15 protein-coding genes are annotated in these 23,167 nt (G+C 58.4%); 11 read left to right on the top strand and 4 right to left on the bottom strand.

Annotated elements, in window-relative coordinates; all coding sequences use genetic code 11:
- The first annotated feature begins 173 nt into the window (after nucleotides 1-173).
- Genes coaE through uvrB form a run of 3 tightly spaced genes read left to right on the top strand, consistent with a single transcriptional unit; the run spans nucleotide 174 to nucleotide 3,681 of the window.
- The gene (coaE, locus tag DWX25_RS06195; RefSeq protein ID WP_117799002.1) at nucleotides 174-815 is read left to right on the top strand and encodes a dephospho-CoA kinase; all 642 of its coding nucleotides are present in this window, start codon (nucleotides 174-176) and stop codon (nucleotides 813-815) included.
- Nucleotides 718-1,389: a lytic transglycosylase domain-containing protein gene (locus DWX25_RS06190; RefSeq protein ID WP_369832064.1), complete on the top strand. Its 672-nt coding sequence runs from the start codon at nucleotides 718-720 to the stop codon at nucleotides 1,387-1,389. Before coaE ends, DWX25_RS06190 begins: the two co-directional genes overlap by 98 nt.
- 51 nt (nucleotides 1,390-1,440) lie before the next feature.
- On the top strand, nucleotides 1,441-3,681 hold the full coding sequence (gene uvrB / locus DWX25_RS06185; protein ID WP_117799004.1) for an excinuclease ABC subunit UvrB: 2,241 nt from the start codon (nucleotides 1,441-1,443) through the stop codon (nucleotides 3,679-3,681).
- Nucleotides 3,682-3,745: 64 nt separating this feature from the next.
- Here uvrB and DWX25_RS06180 read toward each other — a convergent pair whose 3' ends face one another.
- From DWX25_RS06180 to DWX25_RS06165, 4 genes are all read right to left on the bottom strand, one after another.
- Nucleotides 3,746-5,386, bottom strand: coding sequence for an NAD(P)/FAD-dependent oxidoreductase (locus DWX25_RS06180; RefSeq protein ID WP_117799005.1), 1,641 nt, complete (start codon nucleotides 5,384-5,386; stop codon nucleotides 3,746-3,748).
- Nucleotides 5,387-5,466: 80 nt separating this feature from the next.
- The gene (locus DWX25_RS06175) at nucleotides 5,467-6,738 is read right to left on the bottom strand and encodes an NAD(P)/FAD-dependent oxidoreductase (protein ID WP_117799006.1); all 1,272 of its coding nucleotides are present in this window, start codon (nucleotides 6,736-6,738) and stop codon (nucleotides 5,467-5,469) included.
- Nucleotides 6,739-7,569, bottom strand: a complete 831-nt coding sequence (locus tag DWX25_RS06170; protein WP_117799007.1) for an Mrp/NBP35 family ATP-binding protein — start codon at nucleotides 7,567-7,569, stop codon at nucleotides 6,739-6,741.
- 145 nt (nucleotides 7,570-7,714) lie between these two features.
- Nucleotides 7,715-9,868, bottom strand: coding sequence for an LTA synthase family protein (locus tag DWX25_RS06165; RefSeq protein WP_158557578.1), 2,154 nt, complete (start codon nucleotides 9,866-9,868; stop codon nucleotides 7,715-7,717).
- 193 nt (nucleotides 9,869-10,061) lie between these two features.
- Here DWX25_RS06165 and uvrA point away from each other — a divergent pair, with 193 nt between their 5' ends.
- From uvrA to DWX25_RS06125, 8 genes are all read left to right on the top strand, one after another.
- Nucleotides 10,062-12,941, top strand: a complete 2,880-nt coding sequence (gene uvrA, locus DWX25_RS06160) for an excinuclease ABC subunit UvrA (RefSeq protein WP_117799009.1) — start codon at nucleotides 10,062-10,064, stop codon at nucleotides 12,939-12,941.
- A 134-nt stretch (nucleotides 12,942-13,075) separates the two neighbouring features.
- On the top strand, nucleotides 13,076-13,576 hold the full coding sequence (gene ybaK / locus DWX25_RS06155; RefSeq protein WP_117735354.1) for a Cys-tRNA(Pro) deacylase: 501 nt from the start codon (nucleotides 13,076-13,078) through the stop codon (nucleotides 13,574-13,576).
- Nucleotides 13,577-13,579: 3 nt separating this feature from the next.
- Complete coding sequence (gene murJ / locus DWX25_RS06150) at nucleotides 13,580-15,262, top strand: murein biosynthesis integral membrane protein MurJ (protein ID WP_233505143.1); 1,683 nt, start codon at nucleotides 13,580-13,582, stop codon at nucleotides 15,260-15,262.
- A 6-nt stretch (nucleotides 15,263-15,268) separates the two neighbouring features.
- On the top strand, nucleotides 15,269-17,209 hold the full coding sequence (gene uvrC / locus DWX25_RS06145) for an excinuclease ABC subunit UvrC (protein WP_117799010.1): 1,941 nt from the start codon (nucleotides 15,269-15,271) through the stop codon (nucleotides 17,207-17,209).
- Between the two features lie 364 nt (nucleotides 17,210-17,573).
- Entirely contained in the window at nucleotides 17,574-19,187 is a 1,614-nt protein-coding gene (locus DWX25_RS06140) for an ABC transporter substrate-binding protein (protein WP_117735352.1), read from the top strand.
- Nucleotides 19,188-19,344: 157 nt separating this feature from the next.
- Nucleotides 19,345-20,301, top strand: a complete 957-nt coding sequence (locus tag DWX25_RS06135; RefSeq protein WP_022094871.1) for an ABC transporter permease — start codon at nucleotides 19,345-19,347, stop codon at nucleotides 20,299-20,301.
- Nucleotides 20,302-20,304: 3 nt separating this feature from the next.
- Nucleotides 20,305-22,320, top strand: coding sequence for a dipeptide/oligopeptide/nickel ABC transporter permease/ATP-binding protein (locus DWX25_RS06130; RefSeq protein WP_117735351.1), 2,016 nt, complete (start codon nucleotides 20,305-20,307; stop codon nucleotides 22,318-22,320).
- Nucleotides 22,321-23,148: an ABC transporter ATP-binding protein gene (locus DWX25_RS06125; protein WP_006236159.1), complete on the top strand. Its 828-nt coding sequence runs from the start codon at nucleotides 22,321-22,323 to the stop codon at nucleotides 23,146-23,148. It begins immediately after the preceding gene.
- Nucleotides 23,149-23,167 lie beyond the last annotated feature (19 nt).

Raw genomic sequence — 23,167 nt, 5'->3', positions numbered from 1 at the left:
TCAGAGGAAATGGAGAAGGGGGAGGCCTCGCGGCCTCCCCCTTTTTTGCGTTAAAGACACGTTGTGCTTTGGGACCTAGCTCCCTCTTATGCGCTCTTACTGTTTGGCTGTATTTTGAGCCCTTCTAGTGTATTTGAGCGATAATTACTCGCATTGGCGTTAGGGAGGGCTTGATGTTTACCGTATTTGTCTTGGGCAATATTGCTTCGGGTAAGTCGACTGCCTGCCGCTATTTCGAATCTCGTGGCGCTATGCTTATCGATCTGGATGAGCTTGCAAAATCGCTGTATGTGCCGGGCTCTGATATCGTCAATGCTCTCGCGGATGAATTCGGTTGGGACATTTTGGATGAGGAAGGCGCCATTCGCCGCAGCATCCTCGCTTCTCGAGCTTTCGCTTCTCCTGATTCGGTCGCACGGCTCAATGGTATCGTGCATCCCGTTCTCCTTGAACAGCTTTCGCTTAGGATTCTCGATCCGGTTTGTTGTACGGTTTCGTCTCCCCGTTATCCCTTTGCGGTAGTCGAGGTTTCTGCTCCGACTGGTTTTGAGGATGCATTTGGCTTGGCTGATGAAATTCTGGTCATCAGCGCTCCTTTGTCAGTTCGTCGCGAGCGTGCTATTCAACGTGGCATGGTGCCATCTGATTTCGATGCCCGTTCTGCTTGCCAGCCCGATGAGTCTGCGCTGTGCGATCTTGCCACAACGGTTATTGATAATGCGGCAGTCGATAACTCGCTCTTTGATCAACTGGATGCATGGCTTGCGCGCCATGGGTTCGGGGATGTTGTGGATAAGGAGGAGGCCGTTGCCTAAGACACGTTTCCTTACTTGGTATCGCCTTATACCGCTGGCTGCCGTTTTTGTCTTTGGCCTTATCTCATTCGTTTACTCGTATGCTCCTGCTGCTTTTTTTAAACCGCTGTATCCGATTGACTACGAGGCGTATGTAAAGCAATCCAGCATTTCGCATAATTTGGATCCGTATTTGGTGTGTGCTGTCATTAAGTCTGAATCGAATTGGGATCCCGAGGCCGAGTCGAATCAAGGTGCTCAGGGATTGATGCAGCTGATGCCCGAGACTGCTCAGGATATGATCGCCAAGGGCCTTGTCGACGGTGGCGAGTATTCGGCCGACAACCTTAACGATCCGGCTACAAATATCGAGTTTGGCTGTGCGTATCTTTCGTATCTTCTAGCGTATTTTAACGGGTCGACCGACAGTGCCATTGCCGCCTATAACGCTGGCATGGGCAATGTCGACGGATGGGCGCAGCAAAGTACGTCGCTTCATAATGCAATCACCTTTCCCGAGACGCAGGCGTATCTGATTCGTGTCAATAATGCCTGGGTTCGCTATAAGACCCTCTATCCCGATCGGTTCGTATAGGACTAAGCCTACCGCCTGCGTATACTGCAGATATATGAGTTAGGAGTATCCATGGCGGAATTTGAAGTAGAACGCGTTGGTGGTGAACTTAAGCGCTTTGGCGTTGAAGGCTCTGACGTGCCGTTTAAGGTCGTGTCTCCCTATGACCCTGCAGGCTCTCAGCCTAAAGCCATTGAGTCGCTTGTGCAGGGTGTGAGGGACGGAGACCGCTATCAGGTTTTGCTGGGCGTGACTGGTTCGGGCAAGACCTTCACGATGGCAAAGACTATTGAGGCCCTGGGAAAGCCGACGCTGGTCATGGCTCCGAATAAAACGCTCGCCGCTCAGCTTGCGAGCGAGCTCAAAGAGTTCTTTCCCAACAACGCTGTGGTCTACTTCGTCTCGTACTATGACTACTATCAGCCCGAGGCGTATGTGCCGCAAAGCGATACATATATCGAGAAAGACTCCTCGATTAACGAAGAGGTCGAGATGCTGCGACATCAGGCGACCGCATCGCTGCTCTCTCGACGAGATGTGATCGTCGTCGCATCGGTCTCGTGTATCTATGGCATTGGCTCTCCTGAGGACTATGCGGGCCTAGCCCCGAACGTCGACAAGAAGGTGCCGCTCGAGCGCGATGACTTTATCCATGCACTTATCGACATTCAATATGATCGCAATGACTATGACCTTGCACGCGGCACGTTCCGCGTGCGCGGCGATGTTGTCGACGTGTATCCGCCTTATGCCGAGCATCCGTTGCGGTTTGAGTTCTTTGGTGACGAGGTCGAACTGATTGCCGAGATCGATGAGGTCACCGGCGAAATGCTGCGTGAGTACGAAGCAATTCCTGTGTGGCCGGCCTCGCACTATGTGACCGAGAAGCCGAAGGTCAAGGCGGCTCTGAAATCGATCAGCGAAGAGTGCGAGAAGCGCGTGGCGGAGCTTAAGGCGACCGACAAGTTGCTCGAGGCGCAGCGTCTGCAGCAGCGCACCGATTATGATCTTGAGATGCTCGAGACGATGGGCTTTTGCAACGGCATCGAGAACTACTCACGTCATCTGGACGGTCGCAAGCCGGGTGAGCCGCCGTTTACCCTGATCGATTACTTTCCTAAGGACATGCTCTGCATCATCGATGAGAGCCATGTGACGGTGCCGCAGATTCGCGGCATGCACGAAGGTGACCGCTCGCGTAAGGTGACGCTGGTGGAGCATGGTTTTCGCCTGCCCTCGGCGCTCGATAACCGCCCGCTTCGTTTCGATGAGTTTGAGGCAAGGATCCCCCAGTTTATCTATGTTTCGGCCACGCCGGGTGACTATGAGCTGCGGGTGAGCCAGAACGACGTTGAGCAGATTATTCGTCCGACCGGTCTGCTCGACCCCAAGATCGACGTTCGTCCGGTCCGAGGCCAGATTGACGATCTTGAGGACGAGATTCGCGAGCGCGTTGCCCGCAAGGAGCGTGTGCTGGTGACCACGTTGACCAAGCGCATGGCCGAGGACCTGACCGACCACCTGCTTGATGCGGGCATTAAGGTCAATTACATGCACTCCGATACAGCAACGATGGACCGTGTCGAGATCCTGCGAACGCTGCGCGAGGGAAAGATTGATGTTCTCGTTGGCATCAACCTGCTCCGCGAGGGTCTAGACCTTCCCGAGGTCTCGCTGGTGGCAATTCTCGACGCTGACAAGGAAGGCTTCTTGCGCAACCGCCGTTCGTTGATTCAGACGATTGGCCGCGCGGCCCGTAACGCCGACGGCAAGGTCATCATGTATGCCGACGTTGTGACCGATTCGATGAAAGAAGCCATCGAGGAGACGCAGCGCCGTCGCGAGATTCAGATGGCATATAACGAAGAGCATGGCATTGTGCCCAAGACGGTCCGCAAGGCCATTAACGACATTTCGAGCTTTATTGCCGAGGCCGAAAAGACTGTGGGTTCCAAGGGGCGCTCGAAGGGCGACTCTCTCGGTCATGGCGCATTCTATACGCCCGATGAGTCGGGCGAGGGCGGTGTGCCGGAAACGGTGGCGCCCGAGCAGACACTTGCGGAACAGTTGGAAGAACTGCCGCATGACGAGCTTGTGCGGATCGTCGAAACCATGGAAGAGGATATGCGTAACGCTTCTGCCGCCATGGACTTTGAGGAGGCGGCGCGCCTGCGCGATGCCGTCGTTCAGATTCGGGCGATGCTCGAGGGTGCGTCTGAGGACGAGACGATCGAGCGCTTACGTTCGCAGGCCCGCAAGGGTTCCACGTTCGCATCGGGCAGAAAACGCCAGGGTGCACGGTTTAAGAAATAGCAAACAGGCCCGAGTTCCCTGTGGAGCTCGGGGCCTATGTCTTTTGCGCGCTGGAATTCGTGCGCTAGAGGTCTGCGATCAGGGCTTCGGCACAACGGATGCCGTCGGTGGCCGCGCTCATGATGCCGCCGGCATATCCAGCTCCCTCACCACAAGGGTAGAGGCCCGGGGTCGACACGGCATGGCACGCTCGGTCTCGGGTGACAGTGACCGGTGAGCTCGAACGAGTCTCCACACCGGTAAGAACGGCATCGGGGCGGTCGTAGCCTCGTAGCTTTTTTCCGAGTAGGGGAAGTCCCAGGCGGAGCGACTCGACGATATGCTGCGGCAGGGCTTCGTCAATTGCCGTCCAGGTCACACCAAGTGGATAGGTTGGTTTTACCTTTCCGGGTGCTGTGCTGGCGCGTCCTGCGAGGAAATCTCCGACAAGCTGTGCCGGTGCGTTCCAGTTGGAACCGCCCAGGCGATAGGCAGCCGCCTCGCAGGCACGCTGGAGCTCGATGCCGGCGAGCGGGTCATCGTTGGGAAGGTCCTCAGGCGTGACGTTAACGAGCAGAGCGGCATTTGCGTTGCGTCCGTCGCGGGCATTGAGACTGGCCCCGTTGACGCACAGATGGCACGGTTCTGAAGAGGCGGCAACAACCTGTCCGCCGGGGCACATGCAAAACGAGAACACGCTGCGGCCGTTGGGAAGATGGGCAACAAGTTTGTAAGGGGCCGCCCCGAGCGCTGGATGTCCCACCGAGGCTCCATATTGGGCTCGGTCGATGTCGCGCTGCGGATGCTCGATGCGAACGCCCATGGCAAAGGTCTTTTGTGCGAGGGCCACGTTGTGGTCCTTAAGGAGCTCAAAAATATCGCGAGCAGAATGCCCGCAGGCGAGGATGAGGCGCTTTGTCTCGATTGGCTCGCAAGCGGCGTCTTGGGACGATTGGACATCAATACCGGTGATGGCGCCAGACGCGTCGATGCGAATGTCGACGAGCCTCGTTCGATAACGGACGACACCTCCGAGCTGCTCGATGCGCTGGGATATAGCGGTGACAACCTTGGGAAGGATGTCGGAGCCAATGTGCGGCTTGGCATCCCACAGAATATCGCGGGGTGCACCTGCCTCGACGAAGGTTTCGAGGATAAGGCGATGGGCGGGATTTTTGGTTCCCGTATTGAGCTTGCCGTCCGAGAAGGTTCCCGCGCCGCCCAGGCCAAACTGGATATTGCTCTCGGGGTCGAGGATGCGCTCCTTTAGAAAGAGGTCGATCGCCTGCGAGCGGCGAAATGCCGGGTCGCCGCGCTCGATGAGCAAGGGCTTAAGACCTGCTTCGGCGAGCGTAAGCGCAGCGAAAAGGCCGGCACATCCGGCGCCGACAACGACGGGGCGCTCTTTGGGTGCGCCGGAAACGGGGGAGGGGAATGAAGGCCCATCGTCTTCTATCGCGCGTACGCGCGAGCGGTCACGCTCGGCAACGTTGCCGAGCGCTTCTCGCTCGAGGTGGGGACTAGTCAGCTCAACACGAAAGCTCAGGATAAAATGGACGTCTCGTTTTTTGCGAGCGTCGATTGACTTGCGGTGGAGCTCGATGGACTTGATCTCGGAGTCCTTGCAACGTAGGACGCGCTTGGCGACTCGCTTGCCAACAATGAGGCAGGCATTTTCATCGCCGGCTTCATCGAGCGACGCGTTGACTTGGGTGATTTCGATCATCGAGGTCTCCTTAGAGGCAAGAAAGAGGCCGTCCGGTATCCCAGACGGCCCGAATGCGTTTTTGATTATAGACTGCGCGGCTACAGGCTGCTTGCAGCGCGAATGCCCGAGAGCCAGGCCCACGCAAGGTTAAAGCCTCCACAATCGGCGTCGATGTCGAGCGCTTCTCCGCAGACGTAAAGCGGGGCGTCGACAACGCTGCGCGCGCGTAGACTGGGTGTTGAGATGCTCTCGACAGATACGCCACCACGCGTGACCTGCGCAGAGCGCTCCTCGGCTGTTCCCTCGACGAGCAACTTAAAGTGTTTGAGGATCGAGACCAGGTGGATGACATCATTGGAGCCTGGATGGCACTGCTCGAACGCTGTGCAGACGACGCGGGAGAGTTGCGGGGCGAGCATGCCGTCGAGCCAACGGGGATTGCGGGGCGAAAAGCCGCCGAGCAGCTCAACGCGCCGGTTGAGCATATTGAGCAACTCGTCTTTGGAGAGGTCGGGGAAAACGTCGAGCAGGATCGTATCGCCGTGCTGGATACGACGAGAGAGGTTGAAGACAGCGACGCCCGAGATACCGAAGGTTCGAAACAGCACTTCACCGTCTTCGTGCCAGAGCTCATTATGATTGCGGGCGAGCGTCAAGCGGGCGCGGACGCGCAGGCCATCCAACGTCTTGAGCGCCGCCCGATCGCCAAAGACCGTTGCCGATACGGGGCAGAGGATGGGGCGCAGCGAAGTGAGGGGGAGGCGAAACGTATCGGCGATACCGGTGGGGTTGCCGCCCGTGGCGATAATTACGGCATGTGCCTGCAGGGCCTCGTTCTTGCGAGGGACATCGGCGAGCGCTTTCCGAAGCGAGCGGAGCTCCGATTTTCGGTCGTCGTGCTTTTTTGCCTTGAGTGCCCGCGCCGGACGGTCTATTTGGAGTGCCCAGCCTTCGGAAGCTTTGTGCGCCGAGGCAACGTTGGCTCCGCAGATTAAGGTGATACCTAGGCGGTCGCAAACGCTGAGAAGCGCGTCGCGCACCGATTCGGCGCGAAGGGAGCGCGGGTACAGCCGGCCTTCCTCGGAGGTTGTCATGATGCCCAGCGAGGAGAAGAAACCCATAAGCTCTTGTTCGGGCTGGGGGCCCATGACGGATTCGACGAATGCGGGGTGGTTATACCGCTGAGGATCAATCGATTCGTTGGAGAGGTTGCAACGGCCGTTACCGGTCGCAAGGAGCTTGAGGCCGCAGGCGACATCGCGCTCAACGATGCAGACGCTTTTGCCAGCGCGTGCGGCCGTAATGGCGGCGGCGAGGCCTGAAGCCCCGCCGCCGATTACCAAGACGTCATAGAGGGCGCTCGCGTTCACTTAGGCCTCGTCGGTCTCGTGCGGGGTAATAGCCTCGACGGCAGAGACTGCCTTGGGCAACATGCCATCGGGCAGCGCAGTCTCGACCTCGCCCTTATCGCAGGCCTCGGCGAGTGCCGGATTAATGGGAAGCTGGCCCAAGATGTCGAGGTTATAGCGCTCTGCGACCTCGGGGAGCTTGCTCTTGCCAAAGACCTCGATCTTCTTGCCGCAGTCGGGGCACTCAATATAGCTCATGTTCTCGACAACGCCCAGAATGGGGACGTTCATCTTCTCGGCCATGTTGACCGCCTTGGCGACGATCATCGAGACCAGATCCTGCGGGCTCGTGACGATGACGATGCCGTCGACCGGCAGCGACTGGAAGACGGTGAGCGCAACGTCGCCTGTTCCCGGAGGCATGTCGACCAGTAGGTAGTCGATGGGGCCCCACGAGGTCTCGCTCCAGAACTGCCTAATGGCGCCTGCGATGACCGGACCGCGCCAAAGGACGGGGTCGGTCTCGTTTTGGAGCAGCAGGTTGGAGCTCATGACCTTGACGCCGTGCTCGGAGATTTCGGGCAGCATAAGGTTGCCAAGGGCATGGACGTGGCGTCCACTCATACCGAACATCTTGGGGATAGAGGGACCGGTGATGTCGGCATCGAGGACGCCGACCTTGTGGCCGTGACGGGCAAGCTCGGTGGCGATGGCACCGGTGACAAATGACTTGCCGACACCGCCCTTGCCGGAAAGCACGGCGATGACGCGCTTGACCTCGGACAGCGTGTTCTCCTCAAATTGCGACGGCGACGTTTGTCCGCCGGCGGCCTGTGCGTGTTCGCAACCCATGTATGACTCCTTTGTATATGCTGGGGCCGGGGCCCCGCGATGTGACACGAGCGTCATTGTACCCTCGTTTGCGAGCGGGAGTCATTTGCGATGCGTTTGGGCCGAGCGTGCTTGCAATACGATGGGCCCAAGCGAATGGGCGGGCTTACTGAACTTTGCTGGCGAACTCGAGGTATTGCATGCGCTGCAGCTTGTCGATCATCGAGGCGTAGGGGCTGTCTTTCGATTCCAAGTCGTAGCGCAGCCCGTCGGCACCGAGATAGCCGGCGACATTGATGGTGGGCACATCTGACCTTGTCGCAAGCAGGGCCTTTTGGTAATTGGTGAGCGGGGCGCCGATCTTATTAAGGGTAATGGCTGCAATCTCGTTTGCCCCGACGGTGTCGTAGACGTTGAGCTCGGTATTGCCGGCGATCTCATAGTTAGCCCAGACGAGATATGTCGACTGATAGATACGGAAAGCGTGACTTGCCGTATCTTCCTGAGGGTACAGCTCGTCGTTGAGAGTCGTTGCGGCGCTCGGCTGATGGTCGCCAAAAAAGACAAGAACAACCGGTCTGCCGATGTTGCGGAGCTCGTTGATAAAGTACTCGAGGTCCCGGTCGGATGCGTTGATGCAGGTGAGATAGGTGTTGAGCGCGCTGTTGGCGCCTTCGCTGGCTCCCTCGACCCAATAGTTTGTCAGCTCTTCGGCGGGAACGGTGCCATAGTCGTAGCCGCCGTGATTTTGCATCGTGACGTCAAAGATGAACTGCGGCGCTTCGTCGGTTCTAAGCAGGTCGAGTATCTTGTCGTAGGTGACGTAGTCGCATACGCCGGCATGGTAATAGGGCGCACCTTCGAAATCGCCGATTGAAAGAAAGTCTCCAAAGCCCAGCTGCTGATAGATTTTATCTCGATGGTAGTTGACGGGGTTTTGCGGGTGCATAGCGGTAGTGGTATACCCAAGCTCTTTAAGGTCCTTTGCCAGGCTGTTTACGCCATTCATCTGATACAGCTGATAGGGGATCTTGCCTAATCCGACAAAGGCCGTTGTCGCTCCGGTCAAAAATTCGAATTCGGAGTTCGCCGTTCCGCCACCGGCGACCGAAGCGAGCATGGTGCCGCGAACAAGTGTGTCGGGAAGCGAGTTGTAGAATGCGGGGCCGGTGTACCCGGCCGCCTGGAGCTGCTCAAAGCACGAAAGGTCGCTAAAACTCTCATTCATGACGGCAACAATCGTCGGCTTGATTTCATTGAACTGGGCAACGGCCGCCGCGCGCTGCTCGCTCGAGCCATATGTGCTGTCGTAGGCGGCGGCGAGCTCCTGCTCGATGCTCTGCGCCTCATCGGGCGTATAGTCTTCGGGCTTCTCAATGGGCAACTCGTTGACCATTTCGGTGAACGAAGTGATAAAACCCTGAGACGCATACGTGGTGATGGGCTGCCAACGGTCAAATCCAAAATCCAGCGCCTGCTCCAAGTCGATGTTGGAAAAGCCTGAGAGCCCCACAACGGTCACTAGCAGAAAAGCACAGAGGTTAGCGGCGATAGCGGGGAAGACATGGGTGGGCGTACGGAGCTTTCGCGGTCGGATGAGCGAAAGAAGCCCCAGGGAAATCTCCAGCAGGGCGAGAGAGGTTACGATTCCGGCGGTAAAGGTAAACTCGTATCCCTCGCTCACTTCCATTGCGGTGCCAAGGGCCAAGATATCGCTTGGCAGGATGGCTTCGCCTTTAAACGTTATGACGAAGTGCTCGGCAATGCCAAGGATGCAGCAGACGACGGGCACGAGAGCCATGACGCCTCCATGACGCTGTCCCAGCAAATAAAGGGAGAGCAGAACCGTCGCGAGCAGCCCGACGGAAAACCCGAATGAGTTGGCGGGAATGCGATAGAACGTTTCGTTGCAGGCAATTTCGAGTGAAACGAACGAGAGCGCTGAAACAGCGGCGATGACAAGGATGTCACGGCAAATACAGGCAACCGTTCCCGTCGCAAGGTCGGTTTGGTCGATAAGTCCCGAAACCAAGGGCTCGACAAGAAGCATGACGGCGGCAGCACCGAGCGCCGAATAAGAAAGGACCCATAGGGAGCTGCCCTCATTTACGAGCAATTGATTCGTAACCCATGCAGCTACCACGCCGAGCGGGATGAGGAGCGTCGCGCACCAAAAGACGCAGGCAATGGGTGGCTTTTCGTTGCGTTTGATTGAAAAATACACGCGCACGACGACGGTGGCCACGATAAGGACGGCGATGAATATGGGCAGATTGGCCATGTCGCTCGAAGTGATTTCAAGGGGGATATCTTCGGTCATGGACGTTCCTCTGGTACAGCAAATTAAGTTCAGTATTAGATTACTGTAACCTTTCCACGGCATTTCGAGAAACAAAGCGCCCGATACGCAAAGCTAAAGGTCTGCGAATCTTGTATTACGAACATCTGTGCGCGTCGAGTGCGCTAAACTCATCGGCAGTATGATTCGATGCAATAGGAGGCAAGGAGCTTCCATGTCTGATTCTTCTATCGTTATTCGCGGCGCTCGTGAGCATAACCTCCGGGATATCGATGTTTCCATTCCGCGTGACCAACTCGTGGTCATTACCGGTCTTTCTGGCTCGGGCAAGAGTTCGCTGGCATTCGACACTATCTATGCCGAGGGCCAGCGTCGATACGTCGAGAGCCTTTCGAGTTATGCGCGCCAGTTCTTGGGCCAGATGGACAAACCCGACTTGGATTCAATCGACGGCCTTTCGCCGGCTGTCTCAATTGATCAAAAGACGACATCCAAGAACCCGCGCTCGACGGTTGGCACCGTAACCGAGATTTATGACTATCTGCGCCTGCTGTTCGCCCGTGTGGGCACCCCGCACTGTCCCGAATGTGGCCGTGTCATTGAGCGTCAGACGACCGATCAGGTTGCCGACAAGGTCTTGGCGGCGGGGGAGGGCCGCCGCGCGTTTGTGCTGGCACCGGTGGTACGCGGGCGAAAAGGCGAGTACACCAAACTGTTTGAGGACCTTCGCGCCGAGGGCTTTAGCCGCGTGCGTGTCGACGGTGAAGTGCGCTCGCTCGACGATCCGATCGATCTGGACAAGAAGTTCAAGCACGATATCGAGGTCGTGGTCGATCGCATCGTGATCCGTGAGAACTCTCTGGGCCGTATCGCCGAGTCTGTTGAGCAGGCGACCGCGCTGGCTCACGGCAATGTAAACGTGTACATGCTGCCCGATCGTGATGCTCCCGAGGGGACCGAGGGCGAGCTGCTGGAGTATTCGTTGGCCTTGGCGTGCCCGGAGCATGGTCACTCCATTGACGATCTTCAGCCGCGTGATTTTTCGTTCAACGCTCCCTATGGCGCATGTCCTGAGTGCGACGGCCTGGGCTTTAAGAAAACCGTTGATGCCGAGGCGCTGATCGAGGACCCCTCGAAGTCCATTGCCGACGGAGTCTTTGGTAGCCTGTTTGGCAATTCGAACTACTATCCGCAGATTTTTGCTGCGGTCTGCAAACACTTTAAGGTGAGCACCGATACGCCGTGGGAGGACTTGCCCCCTCGCGTGCGTCGTGCATTCTTGGATGGCCTGGGCGATACGAAGATCTCGGTCGACTACCAAAAGCTCGACGGACGTCGCAGCCAGTGGGATACCAAGTTTTCGGGCGTTCGCAACATCCTGTACGAACGCTATACCGAGACGACGAACGAGAACACCAAGGCGCGCTTGGAGAAGTACATTCGCGAGGAACCGTGCTCGAGCTGCCACGGCGCTCGTTTGCGCCCTGAGATGCTCGCCGTCACCGTGGGTGGCAAGTCCATTTACGAGGTTTGTTGCCTGTCGTGCCGTGAGTCGCTCGAGTTTTTTGAGGGCCTGGAGCTCACCGAGCGCCAACAGTTTATCGGCGGGCGCATCGTCAAGGAAATTCTGGAGCGTCTGCGTTTTCTGGTCGATGTTGGACTCGACTATCTGACACTCGATCGCGCCTCGGCGACGCTTTCCGGTGGCGAGGCACAGCGTATTCGACTGGCAACGCAGATCGGCGCGGGTCTCATGGGCGTGCTCTATATTCTGGATGAGCCCTCGATCGGTCTTCATCAGCGTGACAACGAGCGCCTGATCAAGACGCTTGAGCGCCTGCGCGATATCGGCAATACCGTTATCGTCGTCGAACACGACGAGGATACAATCCGTGCCGCCGATTACGTGATCGACATGGGTCCCGGCGCCGGTGTCAACGGCGGACACGTAGTCGCGGCGGGAACGCCTGCCGATATCATGGCGTGTCCTGAGTCGATGACGGGCGCTTATCTGACCGGTAAGCGAATGATCCGGGTGCCTGATGAACGGCGCAAGCCCGGTCGCGGCTGCCTTAAAATTACGGGCGCTCGAGCCAACAACCTCAAAAACGTTACTGCCAAGATCGAGTTTGGTACGCTTACGGTTGTTACCGGCGTGTCGGGATCGGGCAAGAGCTCCCTGGTTACCGATACCATTGCGCCTGCCCTTACGAATGCCATTCACCGTTCGACGCGCCCTGTGGGTCCATATAAGAAAATCGAGGGCATCGAGTGTATCGATAAGGTTATCGATATCGACCAGTCGCCGATTGGCCGCACGCCGCGTTCCAACCCTGCTACCTATATCGGCCTGTGGGATGATCTTCGCGCGCTGTTTGCGAGTACACCGGAGTCGAAGGCGCGCGGCTACTCGCCCGGACGTTTCTCCTTTAACGTGAGCGGCGGCCGCTGCGAAGCATGCAAGGGCGACGGACAAATCAAGATCGAGATGCACTTCCTTCCCGATATCTATGTCCCCTGCGAGGTCTGCGGCGGCAAGCGCTATAATCGCGAGACGCTTGAGGTCACCTACCGTGGTAAGACCATCTCTGACGTGCTCGACATGAGCGTCACCGAGGCGCTGGCTTTCTTTGGCAATATTCCTCAGATTAAGCGTAAGCTCCAGACTCTGTATGATGTGGGCTTGGGTTATGTGAGCTTGGGCCAGCCGGCAACGACGCTTTCGGGTGGCGAGGCACAGCGCGTAAAGCTCGCCAAGGAACTCCACCGCCGTCAGACGGGTAAGACGTTCTACATTCTGGATGAGCCGACGACCGGTCTCCATTTTGAGGATGTCCGCCAGCTGCTCGACGTGCTGCAGCGCCTGGTCGATGCGGGCAACACGGTTCTGGTGATCGAGCACAATCTCGATGTCATCAAGGTTGCCGACCGTCTGATCGATATGGGCCCCGAGGGCGGCAATGGCGGCGGAACTGTCGTGGTCTCGGGTACGCCAGAGCAGGTCGCGGCATGTTCACAGAGTTACACGGGCAAGTTCTTGGCCCCGCTGCTCGAGCGCGACCGCGAGCGTCAAGCACAACTCGACGCCCAGTAAAGAGACGCCGTCATGCGAGAAGCGCCACCGATTCCTTTCGATTCGGTGGCGCTTCTGTGTGTCGAGATGACGTATGCGGCTACATTGGACATATACTTAGGCGTTACGTTCGAATGCGAGGGAAGGGACATGCCATGGCAAAGGCTGCAAAGACGCCGAAAACCAATGCGATGCGCGAGCTGGAAAACGCCGGCATCTCCTATATTCTCCATACGTATGAAGACGATGGCGATGAGTCGGCGGGTTTAGGCGTTGCAATTTCGGAACAACTTGGCGAGGAGCCTGGCCAGGGTTTTAAGACCTTGGTTTGCGTGGCGCCGTCCAATGAACACGTTGTGTGCTGTATTCCCGTTGCCGACGAGCTTGACCTAAAGGCCGCCGCGCGCGCCGCTGGCGAAAAGTCGCTGACCATGATGCATGTTAAGGACTTGCTTGCCGCGACGGGGTATGTCCGGGGCGGCTGCAGTCCAGTCGGCATGAAAAAACGCTTTCGGACGCTGATCGATGAGACATGCGTCCTTTGGGATACCATTTTTATCTCAGGCGGTAAGCGTGGCTATCAGCTTGAGCTTGCCCCCGACGACTTAGTTGCATTTTGCGGGGCGACGGTTGCCCCGATCACGAGAGAGGACTGAACGATGCCGCAGGAAGAATCGAAGCGCGGGGCTCACTTTGCAAAGCGTTCGGCTTCTCAGACGCCCGCGCCTGAGGCTTCTTCGTCGCGAGATGACACTGACGACATGGGCTCGTCGGACTACTCCACGGTTGGTCGTTCCGCCGGGCTTATGACCATCCTGACCATCGTGTCTCGCGTCACCGGTTTTATCCGCACGTGGGCAATGGCGGCAGCTATCGGCATGTCGCTACTCTCGTCCTCCTATCAGGTCGCCAACAACCTGCCCAATATGCTCTACGAACTTGTGATGGGCGGCATGCTCGTGACGGCTTTTTTGCCCGTGTACATGGGCGTGAGGCGTGAGCAGGGTCGCGAGGCCTCGAACGAGTACGTGGGCAACCTGCTTGGTATTCTGCTTTTGGTGCTGGGTGGCATTTCGTTGCTGGGGACTGTGTTCGCCCCGGGCTTTATCTGGACGCAATCGTTCCTTTCGGGTGACGGCGGCAGCATGGATACCGCTGCGTTCATGTTCCGTTTCTTTGCCATCCAGATTCTGTTTTATGGTTTGGGCTCGGTGTTCTCGGGCGTTCTCAACGCACACCGCGACTACTTCTGGTCGACGTTTGCCCCGGTCCTCAACAATGTGATCGTCATTGCGAGCTTTATGGGTTTTGCGCCCGTGTCCGCACAGCTTGGCGAACGTGCCGGCATCATCTTGATTGCGGCCGGTACGACCCTCGGTGTCTTTGTTCAGATGGCATGTCAGATCCCCGCGCTTGGTAAGCACGGCGTGCATCCCCATATCCATATCGACTTTAAGGACCCCGCACTGCGCCAGACGATTGCGCTCGGTATCCCGACGCTGCTCGCCACAGTGTGCATGTTTGTCTCGACTTCTATCACCAACGCTGCCGCGCTGGTGGTCCAGCCCGAGACTGGTCCTTCCGTCATCGCCTATGCGCGTCTGTGGTACACGCTGCCCTACGCGCTGATTGCCGCCTCGCTTTCGACGGCGCTCTATACCGAGCTTTCTCACGACGCACAGGAGAAGGATTACGACAGCGTTCGCACGGGCATTTCGCGTGGCGTCGCCCAGATGCTGTTCTTCCTGATTCCGTTCACGCTGTACCTGATTGTCTTCGCGCGTCCGCTCAACATGATTTACTGTGCCGGCAAGTTTGATGAGTCCGGCGTGGCGCTGGTGTCCGAGTTCCTTGTCTACCTGGCGTTCTCGCTGCCGCTCTACGGCGTGGTCGTATTGATGCAGAAGAGCTTCTCTGCCTTGCTCGACATGAAGCCCTATAGCCGCTATTGCCTGTATTCCGCCATCGGCCAGGCCGGCTCGGTTCTGCTGTTTGGCGTTGTGCTGGGCTTCGGTATGCCGGCAATCGCGCTTTCGTATGTCGTTGACTACGTGATCTTGGTCGGTTGTTCGCTGTGGTGGCTGCGTCGTCGTCTGCGTGGCCTTCAGGTCAAATCTATCCTGCATGGCGGTTTCTTTGGCCTTTTGCTCGGTGGCCTGGGTGCTGCCGCAGGCGCCGGCGTCATGTGGGCGCTTGAGCACTTTGTCGGGGCACTTGGCGGCTCGATTCTGATTACTCTTGGCTACGTTTGCGTTGCGGGTGTCGTCTCGCTTGCTGTTACCTTTGGCCTTGCCGTCGTTCTTAAGATGCCCGAGGTCTCGGCGCTGCTTCGTCGCAAGTAGGTGCGCATGGTCGGTCGCGACAACATTCCAACGCTTGCCGAGCAGGTTTCGCGCGTTCCCACGCAGCCCGGCTGCTACCTTTGGAAAGACGCCAAGGGCGATGTCATCTACGTGGGCAAGGCGAAAAACCTACGCGCCCGCATGCGTCAATACGTGACACTGCAGGATGAGCGTCAAAAGATCCCGCTGATGATGCAGCTGGTGGCGAGCTTTGACTATATCGTGGTGGAGACCGAGCATGAGGCGTTGGTGCTCGAGCGCAATTTGATTGGTCAGTACCATCCGTACTTTAACGTCGACCTCAAGGATGACAAGAGCTACCCCTTTATCGCCATTACAAAGGGCGACCTGTATCCCGCTATCAAATACACGCGTGAGCGTCATAAGCCGGGAACGCGCTATTTTGGACCCTATACCGATAGCCGTGCGGCACGTGAGACGATAGATACGCTGCGCAAGGTTATTCCCATTTGCTCCGCATCCTGTGCGGAGTGGCGTCGTTGCCGCCGTATCGTCGAGTCCCACAAGGGCGAGGAAGACATCGTCAATATGATTTGCGCGCAAAACGGGCGCCCCTGCTTTGACTACCATGTCGGGCGCGGACCGGGTGCGTGTGTCGGTGCGATTTCCCCGGCAGACTATGCCAAGAACGTCAAGCGTGTCGAGCGCTTTTTGTCGGGCCATCGCAAGGATGTCGTCGATGAGCTGACCTCCGAGATGACGGATGCCGCCGAGGCGCTCGACTTTGAGCGCGCGGCACGCGTCAAACGTCGTTTGGAGGTCATCAGGGGTCTGGACGATCGTCAGCAAGTCGTTTTTCCCTCCAGTGTCGATATCGATGTCATCGGTTTCTATCGCGAAGAGACCATCTCCGCCGCTTGCGTCTTCGTCGTTCGCGAGGGCCGAACAGTTCGCACCTGCGAGTTCATTCTCGACAAGGGTCTTGATGTTGACGAGGAAGAGCTCCAGTCGGGCTTTCTTAAACGCTATTACGATGAGACGGCTGATATTCCAGCTGAGGTCAACCTCTCCGTCGAGCTTGAGGATGCGGAGGCGCTGGGGGAGTGGCTTGCAGGCAAGCGCGAGCGTTCCTGCCATCTCCATAGGCCGCAGCGTGGCGAAAAGCACCGTTTGCTCGCTATGGCATCCAAAAATGCGCGCCATGCCCTCATGCGCTACATGATGCGAACGGGGTACGCTGACGACCGCACCAATCAAGCGCTCCTGGAGCTCGAAAGCGCGCTGGCGCTGCCGGCGCCGCCGATGCGTATCGAGTGCTTCGATATCTCGACGCTGCACGGAACCTTTACCGTCGCCTCGATGGTAGTGTTTACCAACGGGCGCGCTGACAAGAGCCAGTACCGTCGTTTTAAAATTCAGGCCGAATTGGACGAGGCAAACGACTTCGTGTCGATGTCCGAGGTTTTGGGACGACGCTACGCTCCCGAACGCATGGCCGATGAGCGCTTTGGCTCGCGGCCCGATCTGCTTGTTGTCGACGGCGGCAAACCGCAATTGACGGCTGCGATCAAACAACTTGAGGCCCTGGGGCTCGATATACCAGTTTGCGGCTTGGCAAAGGCCGATGAGGAGGTTTTCGTGCCTTGGGACGAGACGCCCGTCGTGCTGCCGACCGGGTCTGCTTCGCTCTATCTAATCAAACAGGTTCGCGATGAATCGCACCGTTTTGCAATTACATTCCATCGCGAGCTGCGCGATAAGGCCATGACGGTTTCGATACTCGATGACGTTCCAGGGGTGGGACCCACCAGAAAACGTGCCATTATGCGTCATTTTGGCTCGATGAAGCGTTTGCGCGCGGCGAGCGAGCAAGAGATCGCGGAAGTTCGAGGCATTCCTGCCGATGTCGCCAAAGCGGTTCACGAGACGCTCGTTGCGTGGGATGCCGAGCGTTCCGGGGCGGCGGCAAAGCAATCCGAAAACTAAACACGAGCCTAAACAGCTGATATACATGATTGCGCGATTTTCAACCATTTATTTCGCCATGATTGCCTGCTGGTTTCGGGTTTTATTAACGGTAAAACGTTTGACTAACCCAAGTGAAAACCCTGATATCCTGCGGGTTGACGAAGACTGATATCTCACCTCGTCGATACATACTGTCTGGCGAATCATTTGTCAATGAATTCGGTGAACGGTAGTAAATACCGTTCAAGCGGATGTATGTATCGGTCGCCGAGCGCGGCACCTCAGTTGGGTTCGTCGGTAGGTAAGGTATATATCGTCCGCAAGTTGCGCGGGGGCAAGTCTAGGTGCTCCCGAGTAAGATTCTCTATTGATAGGAGAAGAGATGGCCATCATCAACAAGGGTATGTCCAGGCGTTCGTTCCTCGGCCTCACCGGCAGCGTCGCTGCTGTCGCCGGCCTTGGTCTCACTGGCTGCGGTGGCAGCTCTAGCGACGAGGGTTCCGCTTCCGGCTCCACCGATTCCGCCAACCGTGGCGGCGGCGTGATCACCGCTGGTTCCGCTTACGCTCCGTCCAGCTTCGATCCCGCCACCACCGGTTCCGCTGTTGGCCTGGGTGCCAACTGGCATGTCATCGAGGGCCTCTACGGCATCGATTACCACGACTACAGCACTTTCAACGAGCTCGCTACTGACGATCCCAAGTCTGTGGATGACACCACCTTCGAGGTCACCATCCGTAAGGGCGCCAAGTTCTCCGATGGTACTGAGGTCACCGCTGACGACGTTGTGGCTTCCTACAACGCTTGCGCCGCTTCCGCTACCTATGCTCCGTTCTTCCAGCCTTTCGAGTCCATCGAGGCCAAGGACGCCAGCACCGTGACGGTCAAGACCAAGGTCCCCAACTTCTCCCTGCTCAAGGATCGTCTGGCCATCATCCGCGTTACCCCGGCCACCCAGGCCGAGGAGGATCGCGCCAAGCAGCCGATCGGCTCCGGCCCCTGGATGTACGATGCCATCTCCGACACCGAGATCACCCTGGTTCCCAACCCCGAGTACAACGGTGAGTATGCTGCCGAGGACGAGAAGATCCAGTACAGCATCCTGACCGACCCCACCGCTCGCGTCACTGCTCAGCAGGAAGGCTCCACGCTCGTCATGGAGCTCGTTACCGCTGACGCCGTCGATCAGCTCGAGAGCGCTGGCTGCAAGATTGACAACGTTCAGGGCTTCGGTACCCGCTTCATCATGTTCAACGTCGCCAAGGCGCCTTGGAACGACGTCAAGGTCCGTCAGGCCGTTATGTATGCGCTCGACACCGAGAAGATGATCAGCAACACCTTCGCCGGCCTTGCTACCGCCGCCAGCTGCTACCTGCCCAAGAGCTTTACCAACTATCATGAGGCCTCCACGGTGTACAAGACCGACGCCAAGAAGGCTAAGAAGCTCATCGAGGAGTCCGGCATCACCCCGGGCGCCATCACCCTGCGCACCACCGATAACGAGCAGATCAAGGGCATGGCTGCCCAGGTCAAGAACGACCTTGACGCTCTCGGCTTCGATGTGACCATCCAGACCGATACCTCGCCGGCCACCTACGCTGCCATCGACGGCGGCGAGGCTTACGATATCCTCCTTGCCCCTGGCGATCCTTCCTGCTTCGGCGCTGACCCCGACCTGCTGCTCAACTGGTGGTTTGGCGACAACGTCTGGATGCAGACCCGTTGCCCGTGGAAGGAGTCCGCTGAGTGGGAGAAGCTCCACGGACTCATGGACGAGGCTCTTGCCGCCGAGGGCGACGAGCAGCAGAAGAAGTGGAACGAGTGCTTCGACATCATCGCCGACAACGCCGTTCTGTACCCCGTTGTCCACGTCAAGACCGTCTCCGCTTCTTGGGACGATCCGTCCACCGCGCCCAACGGCGAGGCCCTCGATGGTTTCAAGGGCATCGGCACGACGAGCATGTCCTTTAAGGGCGTCGCGACCGTCAAGGCGTAAGACTCGCTTGAGTCTATATGCAGGATACCGGTCGTTGAGACCGTATCCTCATAGTTGAAACAAAGACCCGGGCGGCAACGATGTCGCTCGGGTCTTGTAATGAGTATCCGTACTCATATACCAGTTGGTCCTACCGACAAAAGAAAGGGGAGAGAACGTGAACAACTTTCTACGTTTGATTGGAAGGCGTCTTGTCGCGCTGCCGATCATGGCATTGGGCGTCACCGTCCTGGTGTTCTTCCTTATGTCGTTCTCCAAGACCGACCCCGCCTACACGGCGTTGGGTGACGGTGCCTCGCCCGAGGCGGTTGCCGAGTACCATGAGAAGTATGGTCTGGACGACCCCTGGCCCGTGCGTTATGTGCGCTATATGGGCGACTTGATCCACGGCGACATGGGCACCTACGGCGCTGCTCGCAACTCTGTTGCCAAGCGCATCTCCACGGCCCTGCCCGTCACGATGCAGCTGACCTTTATCGGTCTTGCCATCGGCGCGGTCGTTTCGTTTTTGCTCGGCGTCATCGCGGCGCTGTATCGCGATAAATGGCCGGACCAAGTGATCCGCGTCTTTTCCATTGCCGGCTTGGCAACCCCGTCGTTCTGGCTTGCCGTTCTGTTGATTTTGCTGTTCTCTTCCTACCTTAAGGTGCTCCCAGCATCGGGCGCCCTGCCTCACTTCACCACGAATCCGGCTGGTTATCTGGGACGCATGATCATGCCCGCCATCGCCTTGGCATTTCCGCTGACGGGCCAGATGACTCGTATCGTGCGTACCGCCATGGTTGAGGAGCTCGATAAGGACTATGTCCGTATGGCTCGCGGTGCCGGCGTTCCCGAAAAGGTCGTCGTCGGTATCAACGTTCTTCGCAATGCGCTGATTACCCCGGTCACCACCCTCGGCCTTAAGATCGGCTACCTCATGGGCGGTGCCGTCGTCATTGAGGTTATCTTCAACCTCCCGGGCATGGGTACCGCGATTCTGCAGGGCGTTCAGGGCAACGAGGCGAACTTGGTTCAGGGCGTCGTCATCGTCGTTGCTCTTGCCTTCATCATCATCAACATCGTGGTTGACATGCTCTACCTGCTCATCAACCCGCGCATCAGGACGGTGTAGATTATGGTAAAGATTCGAGAGAAGCAAACCGAACAGCTCGAGAAGGCTGCTTCCAAGGGGCTCAAGCTCGGTGGCTGGAAGAAGATGGCGCTATCTTCTAAGATTGCCGCCGTCGTGCTGGTGCTGGTCGCCCTGACTGCGATCCTGGCACCCCTGCTTGCCCCCTATAGCCCGGTCGATATTTTCACCGCGCGCCAGGCGCCTGGTGGCGGCTTTATCTTCGGTACCGACGACAAGGGCCGCGACATCCTTTCGCGTATGCTCTACGGCGGCCGTTACTCGCTAATCATCGGCTTTGGTGCTACCGCCATGGCTTTGGTCTGCGGCTCTGTTGTCGGCGCTCTTGCGGCGGTTTCGCGCAAGTCTGTCTCTGAGGCGATCATGCGTATCCTGGACATCATCATGTCCATCCCGGGTATCGCCCTCGCAGCCGTCTTCGTTTCCATCCTGGGCAATTCCGTGCCGTCGATCATCTTTGCGATCGGCTTTATGTACACCCCGCAGATCGCCCGTATCGTGCGCGCCAACATCGTGTCCGAGTACGGCGAGGACTATGTCCGCGCGGTCATCGTGTCCGGCGCCAAGGCTCCGTGGATTCTGATCAAGCATGTTCTGCGCAACTGCATCGCCCCGATCATGGTCTTTACCGTCACCCTGGTCGCAGACGCCATCATCTTCGAGGCTTCGCTGACCTTCATCGGCGCTGGCATCCAGGAGCCCACCGCTACGTGGGGCAACATTCTTGCCGACGCCCGCGGTGGCGTGCTCGCCGGCCGTTGGTGGCAGGCGCTGTTCCCGGGCCTGGCCATTATGATCACCTGTCTGGCGCTCAACATCCTGTCCGAGGGCATTACCGACGCTATGGCCGCCGCTCCCTCCGCTGCCCTGGATCCGACCGATTCTTCCAAGCGCCGCGAGGCCGACCTGCTGGTCTCCGACCCCGTTCGTGCCTACAAGGAGCAGGCTCAGTCCCTCTCCGCTCGCCTTGGCGCCCTGCGCGATGTCGAGCTCAAGCGTAACGACCGCCACGTGCCCGATGAGTCTGTCGAGCCGATCCTTTCGGTCCGCGATTTCTGCATCCAGTTTGAGCACCACGGTGATATCAACGTCGTCGACCATGTCAACTTTGATGTCCGCCCCGGTCAGACCATGGGTCTGGTGGGCGAGTCCGGTTGCGGTAAGTCCATCACCACGCTGGCCATCATGGGCCTGACCGATGAGGACGAGCATCTTTCCGGCGAGGTCCTCTGGGAAGGCCGTGACCTGCTCAAGATGAGCAAGAAGGAGTGGTTCGGCCTGCGCGGTACCGATATCGCCATGGTTTATCAGGACGCTCTGTCCTCGCTCAACCCCTCGATGCTCATCTCCGCTCAGATGAAGCAGCTCACCAAGCGCGGCGGCACCCGCAGCGCCGAGGAGCTCCTGGAGCTCGTTGGCCTCGATCCCAAGCGTACGCTCGAGAGCTATCCGCACGAGCTTTCCGGCGGCCAGCGTCAGCGCGTCCTGATCGCTATGGCCCTTACCCGCGACCCCAAGCTGGTTATCTGCGACGAGCCCACGACCGCTCTGGACGTTACCGTCCAGAAGCAGGTCATCAAGCTGCTCAACGATCTTCAGGCCAAGCTCGGCTTTGCCATGATCTTCGTCTCGCATGACTTGGCTCTGGTCGCCGAGGTTGCCCATAACATCACGGTTATGTACGCCGGTCAGGTTATCGAGCAGGCGCCCACCAAGGAGCTGCTCACCAACCCGATCCACGAGTACACCCGCGGTCTTCTGGGCTCCGTTCTGTCCATCGAGAGCGGTTCGGGCCGCCTGCACCAGGTGCCCGGCGCCGTTCCGAGCCCGCGCGATTTCCCCAAGGGCGATCGCTTCGCGCCCCGCTCGAGCCATCCGCGCATTGGCCTGGACACCCGTCCGGTCTTCAAGCGCGTACCTGGCACCGAGCACTTCTATTCCGAGCTCCCCGACGAGGTGCTCAAGGCAAATGGTTTGACCCCTCACGCGGAGGTGATGTAGATGAGCGAGACCGCAGTCAACGGCGTCGAGCCGATCATCTTCCTTGATGATGTTCACGTCACCTTTAGGACCCGTACCGGCTCGATTCTGCACCCCAACCTGGTTCACGCCGTCCAGGGTGTAACGATTAAGCTCATGCCCGGACAGACCATCGGCATCGTCGGCGAGTCCGGTTGCGGCAAGTCCACCACCGCCAACGTCATGTGCGGCCTGCAGGCCCCCACGAGCGGCAAGGTCTACTTTAAGGGCAAGGACGTTACCAAGCGTACCGCCGAGGACCGTCGCCACATGGGTCGCGTCATCTCGGTCGTGTTCCAAAACCCGGCCACGGCGCTCAACCCCCGCATGGTCGTTCGCGAGCAGTTGCTCGACCCCATGCGCGTCCACAACCTGGGCACCGAGGCAGAGCAGGAGAAGCGCGTCAAGGAGCTCCTGGAGCTCACCGGTCTGCCCAGCTCTGCCGCCGAGGTTCTTCCCGGCCAGCTTTCGGGTGGTCAGCGCCAGCGCGTGGCAATTGCCCGTGCCCTGTCGCTGAACCCCGACGCTATCATCGCCGATGAGCCCACCTCGGCTCTGGATGTTTCGGTCCGCGCGCAGATTCTCAACCTGCTGACCGACCTTAAGAAGGAGCTCGGCCTGGCCATGGTGTTCATTAGCCATGACATCCAGACGGTCCGCTATATTTCCGACGACATCATCGTCATGAATGGTGGCAAGATCGTCGAGCAGGGCGAGGCCAAGCAGGTCTTCCAGCACCCCCAGGACCCCTACACCAAGATGCTGCTCGGCGCTGCGCCGTCGCTGCTGCACCCCAAGCTCGGCGAGTAAGTTCGCTTTCCCTCCCGTG

The sequence above is a fragment of the Collinsella sp. AF18-8LB genome (assembly GCF_003459795.1).
In the GTDB taxonomy this organism is placed as follows: Bacteria; Actinomycetota; Coriobacteriia; order Coriobacteriales; family Coriobacteriaceae; genus Collinsella.
This window is presented reverse-complemented; position numbering and strand designations above follow the sequence as displayed.